9 protein-coding genes are annotated in these 11,449 nt (G+C 73.9%); 7 read left to right on the top strand and 2 right to left on the bottom strand.

Annotation, left to right across the window (positions count from 1 at the left end):
• Positions 1-2: 2 nt before the first annotated feature.
• Entirely contained in the window at positions 3-2,093 is a 2,091-nt protein-coding gene (locus AVL62_RS06215) for a maltotransferase domain-containing protein (RefSeq protein WP_083518747.1), read from the bottom strand.
• Between the two features lie 10 nt (positions 2,094-2,103).
• Positions 2,104-4,302 carry a glycogen debranching protein GlgX gene (gene glgX / locus AVL62_RS06210; RefSeq protein ID WP_058890943.1) on the bottom strand — a complete coding sequence of 733 codons (2,199 nt, stop codon included), beginning with the start codon at positions 4,300-4,302 and terminating at the stop codon, positions 2,104-2,106.
• A 70-nt stretch (positions 4,303-4,372) separates the two neighbouring features.
• Here glgX and AVL62_RS06205 point away from each other — a divergent pair, with 70 nt between their 5' ends.
• The 7 genes from AVL62_RS06205 to AVL62_RS06175 all read left to right on the top strand — a co-directional run bounded on the left by AVL62_RS06205 (position 4,373) and on the right by AVL62_RS06175 (position 11,436).
• Positions 4,373-4,960, top strand: a complete 588-nt coding sequence (locus AVL62_RS06205; RefSeq protein WP_201023214.1) for a hypothetical protein — start codon at positions 4,373-4,375, stop codon at positions 4,958-4,960.
• A complete protein-coding gene (locus AVL62_RS06200) occupies positions 4,957-5,757 on the top strand; it encodes an enoyl-CoA hydratase/isomerase family protein (protein WP_058890780.1) in 801 nt (266 codons plus the stop codon). The genes AVL62_RS06205 and AVL62_RS06200 overlap by 4 nt, the downstream gene beginning before the upstream one ends.
• 456 nt (positions 5,758-6,213) lie before the next feature.
• The gene (locus tag AVL62_RS06195) at positions 6,214-6,993 is read left to right on the top strand and encodes an electron transfer flavoprotein subunit beta/FixA family protein (protein WP_058890779.1); all 780 of its coding nucleotides are present in this window, start codon (positions 6,214-6,216) and stop codon (positions 6,991-6,993) included.
• 36 nt (positions 6,994-7,029) lie between these two features.
• A complete protein-coding gene (locus tag AVL62_RS06190) occupies positions 7,030-7,986 on the top strand; it encodes an electron transfer flavoprotein subunit alpha/FixB family protein (RefSeq protein WP_058890778.1) in 957 nt (318 codons plus the stop codon).
• A gap of 67 nt (positions 7,987-8,053) precedes the next feature.
• Positions 8,054-9,283, top strand: a complete 1,230-nt coding sequence (locus AVL62_RS06185; protein ID WP_058890777.1) for a cysteine desulfurase family protein — start codon at positions 8,054-8,056, stop codon at positions 9,281-9,283.
• Positions 9,283-10,401 (top strand): tRNA 2-thiouridine(34) synthase MnmA, encoded by a 1,119-nt coding sequence (mnmA, locus tag AVL62_RS06180; RefSeq protein ID WP_058890776.1) that lies wholly within the window; start codon positions 9,283-9,285, stop codon positions 10,399-10,401. The genes AVL62_RS06185 and mnmA overlap by 1 nt, the downstream gene beginning before the upstream one ends.
• Positions 10,402-10,449: 48 nt before the next feature.
• Positions 10,450-11,436 (top strand): methionine synthase, encoded by a 987-nt coding sequence (locus AVL62_RS06175; protein ID WP_058890942.1) that lies wholly within the window; start codon positions 10,450-10,452, stop codon positions 11,434-11,436.
• Positions 11,437-11,449 lie beyond the last annotated feature (13 nt).

Genomic DNA, 11,449 nt, shown 5'->3' with positions numbered 1-11,449 from the left:
TCTCAGGCGGTGGTGACGTGGACGATGTGGACCGGCTCGTGGCCGTAGCCGGGGCCGAGCTCGACGTAGGGCGCGTCGTCCCACGTCCAGGTCGACCCGGTGACCAGGTCGTGCGCGCGGAAGCGGTCGCCCCAGGAGAGCCCGAGCGCGGGCAGGTCCAGGTGCAGCCGGCTCGCGCGGACGGTGTAGGGGTCGAGGTTGGCGACGACGAGCACGGTGTCCTGCTCCGAGCCGTCCCCGGCGCCCCCGCCGTGCTTGGAGAAGACGAGGAGGTTCTCGTCCTCGGCGTGGTGGAAGGTGACGTTGCGCAGCCAGTGCAGGCTCGGGTGCTCGGCCCGGACCCGGTTGAGCATCGTCAACCAGCCGGTGAGGTCGGGCCGGCCACCGACCGGTTCGCCCCAGCGACGGTCCTTGTACTCGTACTTCTCGTTGTCCACGTGCTCCTCGGCGCCTGTGCGCGGCACGTCCTCGACGTGCTCGAACCCGGCGTAGATGCCGTAGGTGGGGACGAGGGTCGCGGCCAGGGCGGAGCGCACCAGGTGGGCGGTCACGCCGCCGTTGCTCATGTATGGCGTGAGGATGTCGTGCGTCGTCGGCCAGAAGGAGGGGCGCATGTAGGGCGCCGTCTCGGTGGCCAGCTCGGTGACGTACTCCGCGAGCTCGGCCGCGGTGCTGCGCCAGGCGTAGTAGGTGTAGGACTGCTGGAAGCCGACCTTGGCCAGGGTGCGCATCATCATCGGCTTGGTGAAGGCCTCGGCCAGCCAGATGACGTCGGGGTGGTCCTGCGCCACGTCGGCGATGAGCCACTGCCAGAAGTTCACCGGCTTGGTGTGCGGGTTGTCGACCCGGAAGATCCGGATGCCGTGGTCGATCCACACCTGGATCACCCGGCGGATCTCGGCATACACCTCGTCCGGGGTGTTGTCGAAGAAGACGGGGTAGATGTCCTGGTACTTCTTGGGGGGGTTCTCGGCGTAGGCGATGGAGCCGTCCGCCCGGATCTGGAAGAACTCCGGGTGCTCGGTGGCCCACGGGTGGTCCGGGGAGGCCTGCAGGGCGATGTCCATCGCGACCTCCAGGCCCAGGCCCTGCGCGCGCTCCACGAAGGCGTCGAAGTCCGCGAAGTCGCCGAGGTCGGGGTGCAGCGCGTCGTGCCCGCCCTCGGCGGAGCCGATGGCGTAGGGGGAGCCGGGGTCGTGCTCGCCGGCGTCGAGGGTGTTGTTGCGCCCCTTGCGGTTGGTGCGCCCGATCGGGTGCACCGGGGTGAGGTAGACCACGTCGAAGCCCATGTCGGCGATCGCCGGCAGCCGCTCCTGGGCGGTGGTGAAGGTGCCGCTGGTCCACAGCCCGGTGTCCGGGTCCCGGGTGGCGCCCTCGGAGCGCGGGAAGATCTCGTACCACGCCCCGGTGAGCGCCAGCGGGCGCTCGACCAGCCAGGTGACGCCGGGGGAGGCGCTGACCAGCTCGCGCAGCGGGGTGCGCGCCAGGACGTCCTCGACCTGCGGCGAGGTGCCGGCGTGCAGCCGCTCGGCGGTCGGCAGGGCGCTGCGTCGCAGGGTGTCGACCGCCTCCTCCAGGACCTGGCGGTCGGCGTCGTCGTGCCCGCCGTCGTCGAGCGCGCGCTCCAGCACGCGGGCGCCCTCCTCGAGCATGAGCTCGACGTCCACCCCGGCCTCGACCTTGATGGTGCCGTCGTGCTCCCACGTGGCGTAGGGGTCGGACCACCCCTCGACCCGGAACGTCCAGACGCCCGCGCGGTCGGCGTGCACCTGCGCCTGCCAGTGCGAGAGCCCGGGGTTGGTGCACGTCATCGGCACGTGGTGCTCCCGGCCGTCCGGGTCGGTCAGCACCACGGTGGCGTTGACCGCGTCGTGCCCCTCCCGGAAGACCGTCGCGGTGACGGTGAAGACCTCGCCGACGACGGACTTGGTGGGCCGGCGTCCGCCGTCCACCACGGGCTCGACGTCCAGGACGGGGATCCGGCCCAGGGGTTCCTGACCGACGGTGGCCAGGACCGACCGGTCGATCGAGGAGGAGGCGGGGCGTCCGGACGCAGGGGCGGACGGGGTGGGCGTGGTCGAGTGCTCGGTCACCCGCACCAACCTACCGGGCTTCCGCCTCGGAAACCACGCGCGCCGACGCGGTCGGCCCGGCCGTCCCGGTGAGCGTCGCGGTGAGCACGGTGAGGCTCGTCGGGCCGACCTCGACCGCACCCCCGGGGTTCACCTGCGCGCCTGCCGAGGGCGTGCTCGCGCTGGTGAAGCGCACGTCCCAGGTCCGGACGTCCCCGACCTCGGGCAGCCGCAGGGAGGCCGCCGTCGTGCCCGCGTGCAGGAGCACCACGACGGCGTGGCGCCGGTCGTCCGGGGTGCCGCCGTGGAGGGTGTCGAAGAGCGCCGTGAGCGTGCTGCGGTGGGGGTCGTTCCACTGGTGCTCCCCGAGGACGTCACCGTCCTCGGCGAACCAGCGCAGCCGGGTGCGGCCGGGGAGGGCGTCGAAGGTTGGGAAGTCGCTCGTGCGCAGCAGGGCGAGCTCGCGCCGCAGCGCCAGCAGCGACCGGGTGTCCGCCAGCAGCGCCGACTGCCACTCCTCGAGGTCCCAGTCCACCCAGGTCAGCGCGGAGTCCTGGCAGTAGGCGTTGTTGTTGCCCTGCTGCGTGCGCCCCAGCTCGTCCCCGGCCACGAGCATCGGGACCCCGGGGGCGAGCAGCAGGGTCCCGAGCAGGTTGCGGACCGAGCGCCGGCGGCCGCGCAGCACCTCGGCGTCCTCGGTCGGCCCCTCGACGCCGTGGTTCCAGGACCGGTTGTCCCCGTGGCCGTCCCGGTTGTCCTCGCCGTTGGCGTGGTTGTGCTTGTGCTCGTAGGCCGTGAGGTCGGCCAGCGTGAAGCCGTCGTGGGCGGTGACGAGGTTGACCGAGGCCAGCGGGCCCCGGCCGTCGTGCCCGAAGAGGTCGGCCGAGCCGGCCAGGCGGGTCGCGAGCTCGCGCACCCCGTGGCCCCCGTGACCGTGCAGGCGACGGCCCACGTCGGCCAGCCAGAAGGTGCGGGTCGTGTCGCGGAACCGGTCGTTCCACTCGGAGAAGACCGCGGGGAACTGCCCGGTCCGCCACCCGTGGACCCCGACGTCCCACGGCTCCGCGATCAGCTTGACCCGTGAGAGGACCGGGTCGGTCTCGAGCGCCACGTGGAAGGCGTGCTCCCGGTCGTAGGCGTCGTCCCGTCCGCGCGCCAGCGCCGGGGCGAGGTCGAACCGGAAGCCGTCGACGTGGAACTCCTGGACCCAGTGCCGCAGCGAGTCCAGGACCAGCCGCGCCACCTGCGGGTCCCGCAGGTCCAGGGTGTTGCCGCAGCCGGTGACGTCGATGTCGCGGCCGCGGTCGTCGAGGCGGTAGTAGGTGCGGTTGTCCAGGCCGCGCGGGCCGAGGGTCGGGCCGTCCCAGGACGACTGCTCGGCCGTGTGGTTGTAGACGACGTCGAGGACCACCTCGATGCCCGCCGCGTGCAGCGCACGGACGGCGCCCTTCACCTCGTCGACGACACCCTGGGGGTCGCTGGCGGCGGCATACGGGGCGTGCGGGGCGAAGAACCCCAGGGAGTTGTAGCCCCAGTAGTTCGACAGACCGCGGCGGACCAGCGAGGGCTCGGAGGTGAAGGCGTGCACGGGGAGCAGCTGGAGGCTGGTCACGCCCAGGCTCGTCAGGTGCTCGACCACCGCCGGGTGGCCGAGGGCGGCGTAGGTGCCCCGCTGCTCCGGCGGCACCTCCGGGTGCAGCCGGGTCAGCCCCCGCACGTGCGCCTCGTAGAGCACCGTGTCGGTCCAGGGCACCTGGGGCGAGGCGTCCCCGCCCCAGTCGAAGGTGCCGTGGTCGACGACCACCGAACGGGGGACGAACGGGGCCGAGTCCCGGTCGTCACGGGCCTCCGGGTCGGTCCAGCCGTGGTCGCCGGCGACGTGACCGTAGACCTCCGGACGCCAGGTCACCTCCCCCTCGACCGCCCCGGCGTAGGGGTCGAGCAGCAGCTTGTCGTGGTTGTGCCGGTGGCCCTGGTCGGGAGCCCAGGGTCCGTGCACCCGCAGTCCGTAGCGCGTCCCCGGGACCAGCTCGGGCACGAGGTCCCACCAGATCCCGTGGGCCGAGCGGGTCAGCGGGACCCGGCGCTCCCCGGTGGGGGTGGACAGGCAGAGCTCGACGGCGGTGGCGTGCCGCGCGAGCACGGCGATCTCGGGGCCGTCGGCCGTGGTCGTCACGCCCAGCGGCGGCGGGCGGTCGAGGCTGCGGCGGGGCCGGGGCGGAGGGGGCACGGTGGCCCAGCGTAGGGCCACCGGCGGACGGGGCTGCGCAGGACCTGGGCCGAGCCGTTACGTTGGAACCATGAGTGATCCGACCTCGCTGCCCAACTTCCCGCCGCCCCCGCAGGAGCACCCGTTGACCGGTCGCGTCCTCGACGCCCTGCAGGACCTGCAGATGTCGCCCAACCTGGACAAGGCTGGCGACGTCGCCTTCGAGGTGCAGGGGCAGAAGCTGTTCGTCAAGGTCATCGAGGGCGAGCAGTTCGACATCATGCGCATCTACGGCCAGTGGCAGATCGCCAGCAGCGTCCCCGAGGAGCTGTTCACCCGGCTCAACGGGTGCAACGACGTGACGCTGGGGGTCAACCTCGTCAAGGCCGGCATCGCGAGCGGCAACCTCGTGCTGGCGGTCGAGCAGATCATCGCCCGCTCCGAGCCGCCCAAGGCCAAGGTCCAGATCGCCACCGGCCTGCTGCTGCAGGCGCTGCAGCTCTGGCACCGCAACGTCATCGCCAAGGCCCAGGTCGAGCGCGGGGAGGAGCCCGACCTCCCCGAGGGTGCACCCGAGGGGACCGAGGTCGGACCGTGGCTGAGCGTGGGCTCCCGGGGCCAGCAGGGTCCCGACGGCGGGACCGCCGACGGGGGCGGTACGCCGGGGGACCAGGCGTGAGCCGCACCGTCGCCACGGCCAGCGACCTCGTCCGCATCGAGGTCGAGGACGGCATCGCCACCGTCCGCATCGACCGGCCGAGCATGAACCCGCTGTCGATCGAGGTCCAGGACGCCCTCGGCGAGGCGGCGCGTCTGGTCGGTGACGACGACGAGGTCGCGGCCGTCGTGCTCTACGGCGGCGAGAAGGTCTTCGCCGCCGGCGCCGACATCAAGGAGATGCAGGACATGTCCTACCCGGACATGGTCCGGCGCGCCCCGGTCATCCAGGAGTGCTTCTCCGCCGTCGCGCGCATCCCCAAGCCGGTGGTCGCCGCCATCGAGGGGTATGCCCTCGGCGCCGGCAACGAGCTGGCGCTCTGCGCCGACTTCCGGGTCGCGGCCTCGGACGCCCGGCTGGGCCAGCCCGAGATCCTGCTCGGCGTCATCCCCGGCGCGGGAGGCAGCCAGCGGCTCGCCCGGCTCGTCGGCCCGGCCCGGGCCAAGGACCTCGTCTTCACCGGCCGGATGGTCGACGCCTCCGAGGCGCTCGAGATGGGCCTGGTCGACCGGGTCTGCGACCCCGGTCAGGCGCACGCCACGGCGCTGGAGATGGTGCGCGGCTACGTCGGTGGCCCGGCCCTCGCGCTGCGGGCCGCCAAGGAGGCCGTCGACCGCGGTCTGGACGGCGACCTCGAGACCGGCCTGGCCATCGAGGCGATGCAGTTCGCCAGCGTCTTCGCGACGAGGGACCGCGAGATCGGCATGCGCTCCTTCGTTGAGCAGGGCCCCGGCAAGGCGGAGTTCACCGGCCGCTGACCCCCCGTCCCTGCCGCTCACCTCTCCCGACCGAGCGCCGCTTGTGGTTGCTGGCGCAACCACACCCGGCGCTCGGTCGGTCTGGGAGCAACCCTTCACGGCGCTCGGTGGCCCATCGAGCCCCACCGGGCGTCGCCTGTGGTTGCCCCTGACCCCACCGGGCGTCGCCTGTGGTTGCCCCTCACCCCCCGGGGCGTCACTTGTGGTTGCTACTGACCCCACCGGGCGTCGCCTGTGGTTGCCCCTCACCCCCGGGGCCGCCCGGCGACGCTGGACCCTCGCGCTGCTCTACCCCGTGCTGCTGGTCTTCCTGGTGCTCCTGGGATGGGTCCCCGGCCTCTTCGGCTGACCCGACGCCGTCGTCACGTCAGCGGCGCGACCTCCCGGTTGGCTTGACGCGAGCGTCAAGTGTCAAGATGGCACCAACGACCACCCACAACCACGAGGACGTGAGCAGTGAACATCGTCGTCTGTGTGAAGTACGTGCCGGACGCCCAGGGCGACCGCGGCTTCGAGTCCGACCGCACCACCGACCGTGAGGGCGTGGACGGGCTCCTCTCCGAGCTGGACGAGTATGCCGTCGAGGAGGCGCTGAAGATCGTCGAGGCCGGTGAGGGCGAGGTCACCGTGCTCACCGTGGGTCCCGAGGACGCCGCGACAGCGATCAAGAAGAGCCTGCAGATGGGGGCCCACCAGGGGGTCCACGTGCTGGACGAGGCCATCGCCGGCTCGGACGCCGTGGCGACCTCGCTGGTGCTGGCCGAGGCGGTGAGGAAGTGCGGCGACGTCGACCTCGTGCTCACCGGCCTGGCCTCCACCGACGGGGTCATGTCGGTCGTCCCCGCGATGCTGGCCGAGCGGCTCGGCCTGCCCCAGGTGACCTTCGCCTCCGAGCTGACCGTCGAGGGCGGTCACGTGCGCATCCGCCGCGACAACGAGTCCTTCTCCGAGACCGTGGAGGCCGACCTGCCGGCCGTGGTGTCGGTCACCGACCAGATCAACGAGCCGCGCTACCCCTCGTTCAAGGGGATCATGGCCGCCAAGAAGAAGCCCGTGCAGACCTGGAGCCTGGCCGACCTCGGCGTCGACCCCTCCCAGGTCGGCCTGGACGCCGCGTGGGCGCGCGTCGAGGAGACGCAGGCCCGCCCGCCGCGCGAGGCCGGCGAGGTCGTCACCGACGAGGGCCAGGGCGGCGAGGCGCTCGCCGACTTCCTGGCCGGCCGCCGGCTCGCCTGACCCGACCGGACACGACATACCAAGGAGCCTGCTGACATGAGTGAAGTCCTCGTCCTGGTCGACCACGTCGACGGTGACGTCCGCAAGACCACCGCCGAGATGCTCACCGTGGCGCGCCGCCTCGGCGAGCCCTCGGCCGTCTTCGTCGGGCAGGGGTATGCCGCGGCGAAGGAGACCCTGGCCCGCTTCGGCGCGGCGAAGGTCTACCTCGCGGACGACGCCGTCTACACCGACCACCTCGTCGCCCCGGTCGCCGAGCTGCTGGCCGACCTGGTCGGGCGCACCTCGCCGGCTGCCGTGCTGGTCGCCTCCACCAACGACGCCAAGGAGGTCGCCGGCCGCCTCGCCATCAAGACCGGCTCCGGGGTCATCACCGACGCCGTCGACGTCGAGGGCGCCGACGGCGGGCTGCGGGTGACGAAGTCGGTCTTCGCCGGCAGCTACACCGTCGCCGCGCAGGTGGGCACCGGCACCCCCATCATCACCGTCAAGCCCAACAGCATCCCCGCCGAGGAGTCGGCCGCCACCCCGGCCGAGGAGACGGTCACCACGGAGGTCTCCGAGGTCGCCCGCGCGGCGCGGGTGACGTCGCGCACGGCCAAGGAGAAGTCCGGCCGGCCCTCGCTCACCGAGGCCGCGATCGTGGTGTCCGGCGGGCGCGGCACGGGCGGTGACTTCGGCCCGGTCGAGGCCTTCGCCGACGCGCTCGGTGCGGCCGTGGGTGCCTCGCGGGCGGCCGTGGACGCCGGGTGGTACCCGCACTCCCACCAGGTCGGCCAGACCGGTGTCTCGGTCAGCCCGCAGCTCTACGTCGCGGCCGGCATCTCCGGCGCGATCCAGCACCGCGCCGGCATGCAGACGTCCAAGACGATCGTGGCGGTCAACAAGGACGCCGAGGCGCCGATCTTCGAGCTCGTCGACTTCGGCGTCGTCGGTGACCTCTTCACCATCCTGCCGCAGGCGGCCGACAAGGTGCAGCAGAACAAGGGCTGAGCCCCCGTCCGGCCGACGGTCCGCGTTGCCCGAGCGCCGTCGGACCGCTCGTAGACTGGGTCCCGTCATGTCTGTGCCCGCACCTGCCCGCGTCTACCTCGACCACGCCGCCACGACGCCCGTCCTGGACGAGGTGGTCGAGGTGGTCGCCCGCGAGATGCGGCAGACCGGCAACGCCAGCTCGCTGCACGACCCCGGCCGCCGCGCGCGCCGGGTCGTCGAGGAGTCCCGCGAGCAGGTCGCGCAGGCCCTCGGGGTGCGTCCCTCGGAGGTCGTCTTCACCTCCGGCGGCACCGAGGCCGACAACCTCGCGGTCAAGGGCACGTATGCCGCACGCCGCGCGGCCGACCCCGCCCGTGACCGCCTCGTCGTCGCCGGGACCGAGCACCACGCCGTCCTCGACCCGGTCGAGCACCTCGTGGCGCACGAGGGCGCGCGGGTCACCTGGGTCGAGCCGGACGCGGAGGGTGTGGTGACCCCCGACGCCCTGGCCGCCGCGCTGGACGCGGACGGCGGCCCTGCGACCGTGGCGCTGGTCAGCGTCATGTGGGCCAACAACGAGGTGGGCACGGTCGCCCCGGTGCCCGCGCTCGCCGCGGTGGCCCGGGAGCACGGCATCCCGTTCCACTCCGACGCCGTCCAGGCCCTCGGCCAGGTCCCGCTCGACCTCTCCCGGGTCGACCTGGGGGTCGTCACCGGCCACAAGGTCGGCGGGCCCCTCGGCGTCGGGGTGCTCACCGCGGGCCGCGACCAGGCGCCGGTGCCGCTCACCCACGGCGGGGGACAGGAGCGGGGCCTGCGCTCGGGCACCCTCGACACCCCGGCGATCGCCGGGCTCGCGGTGGCGGTCACCCATGCGGCGCAGCACCAGGCCGAGCACGCGGCATACCTCGCCGGGCTACGGGACGCGCTCGTCACCGGCGCGCTCGCGCTCGACCCGGGCATCACCGTCTCGGGGCCGTGGACCCCCGCCGACACCGCCGGTCGCCTCGCGGGCAACGTCCACCTGCGGGTCGCCGACTGCGAGGGGGACTCGCTGCTCTACCTGCTGGACGCGGCGGGAGTCGCCTGCTCGACCGGGTCCGCGTGCCAGGCCGGGGTGCCCCGGCCGAGCCACGTGCTGCTGGCCATGGGGGTGCCCGAGCAGGAGGCGGCCGGCGCGCTGCGGATGACCCTCGGCCACGGCTCCACCCAGGCCGACGTCGACGCCGTCCTCGCCGCGCTGCCGCCGGCCCTGGAGCGCGCCCGGCGCGCCCATGCCGCGGCCGCGGGCTCGCAGACGCGCAGGAGCGCCTGATGCGCGTCGTCGCCGCGATGAGCGGCGGGGTCGACTCGGCGGTCGCCGCCGCCCGGATGCTCGACGCCGGGCACGAGGTCGTGGGGGTGCACCTGGCGCTCGCCCAGTCCGCGGCCACCCTGCGCGAGTCGGCCCGCGGCTGCTGCACCATTGAGGACGCCGGCGACGCCCGCCGGGTCGCCGACCGGCTCGGCATCCCCTTCTACGTCTGGGACATGGCGCAGCGGTTCCGGGAGGACGTGGTCGAGGACTTCGCCGCGGAGTACGCCGCCGGCCGCACCCCCAACCCCTGCCTGCGCTGCAACGAGAAGATCAAGTTCGCGGCACTGCTGGACAAGGCTCTCGCGCTCGGCTTCGACGCCGTCGCCACCGGCCACTACGCGCAGGTCGAGGAGGTCGCCGACGCCGGGGCGCCCGGCGGGGTGCGGCGCGAGCTGCACCGGGCGGTCGACCCGGCCAAGGACCAGTCCTACGTGCTCGGGGTGCTCGACGCCGACCAGCTCGCCCGCAGCTTCTTCCCGCTCGGCGACACGACCAAGCCGCAGATCCGCGAGGAGGCCCGCGAGCGGGGCTTCTCCGTCGCGAAGAAGCCGGACAGCCACGACATCTGCTTCATCGCCGACGGCGACACCCGCGGCTACCTCGCCCAGCGCCTCGGCACGGCCCCCGGCCCGATCGTCGACAGCGACGGCGAGGTCGTGGGTGAGCACGGGGGAGCGCACGGCTACACGGTGGGGCAGCGTCGGGGGCTGGGGCTGAAGGTCCCCGCCGCCGACGGCCGGCCGCGCTACGTCGTGTCCACGGACACCCGTTCCAACACCGTCGTCGTCGGCCCGGAGGAGCTGCTCGGGGTCGACGTCGTCGAGGGCGACCACCTGCGCTGGTGCGGCCCGGCGCCGGTCGGCGAGGTCGCCCTCGGCGCGCAGATCCGGGCGCACGGCCGGGAGTACCCGGCCCGGGTGGACGTGCACGCGGACGGCGACGACGGCATACCGGAGCGGGTGACGGTGCGTCTGGCCGAACGGGTCCGGGGGGTCGCCCCCGGCCAGTCGGTCGTGCTCTACGACGGCACCCGCGTGGTCGGGTCGGCCACCATCGCCTCGACCGGGCGGGCCTGACCCGCGCCTGGTCCCTGCCGCCCGTCACCACCGCCTACAGTGAGCGGCGTGGTCGACGTCACCGGTATCGGATCCTGGCCCGGCACCGACGTGCGCGAGGCGCTGCGGGTGGTCGCCGGCGAGCTCGCCGGCGACGCACCGGAGGGGGTGCGGGCCGTGCCCTACCTGCCCGAGCTGCCCGCCCGGGGGCCCGGGGCCGACCTGGTGGGGCGCGCGGCCCACCTGCTCGTGGACCTGCCGGTGGACCTGCAGCCGCAGGGCTGGCGTCTGGTCGACCGGCCCGGTCGGGACGCCGAGCGCGCCGCCTCGCTGCTGACCCAGGACCTCGACGAGCTCGCCGAGGCCCTCGACGGCTATGCCGGGCCGCTCAAGGTGCAGGTCGCCGGGCCGTGGACCCTGGCCGCGTCGCTGTGGCGACCGCTGGGCGACCGGGTGCTCGACGACCCGGGCGCGACCCGGGACGTGGTGGCCTCGCTCTCCGAAGGGGTGGGCGCCTACCTGGGCCGGGTGCAGCGCCTGGTCCCGGGTGCCGAGCTGGTCCTGCAGGTGGACGAGCCGTCGCTCACCTCCGTGCTCCTCGGGAGGATCCGGTCCGAGTCGGGCTACCGCGTGCTGCGCACGCCCGAGCGGGGCGAGGTGGTGACCGCGCTGCGGCAGGTGCTCGACCAGCCCGCCGCGCAGGTATGCGGGGTGCACACCTGCGCTGCCGACCCGCCGGTCGACGTGCTCGCCGATGCCGGTGCGGGGTTCGTCGCCGTGGACCTGGCGCAGGTCGGGAGGGGGAGGTTCGAGCAGGTCGCGGCGGCGGTCGAGGACGGCTGCCGGCTCTGGGCGGGGCTCGACCCGGCCGCGGCCGACCCGCTCGAGCCGCTGCTGCGGCGGTGGCACGAGTCCGGGCTGCCGGTCGCCTCGCTGGCCGACGTCGCCCTCACGCCGGCCTGCGGCCTGGCCTCGGCCAGCCCGGCCGGAGCGCGACAGGTCACGCGGTCGCTCTCCCAGGCTGCGCTCAGGCTCGCCGAGACGGCTGTCGCATAAGTCACTCCAGCCC

This window comes from Serinicoccus chungangensis (assembly GCF_001483745.1).
Lineage (GTDB): Bacteria > Actinomycetota > Actinomycetes > Actinomycetales > Dermatophilaceae > Ornithinicoccus > Ornithinicoccus chungangensis_A.
Note: the sequence above shows the minus strand (reverse complement) of the source record. Positions and strands in the feature narration are given on the sequence as shown.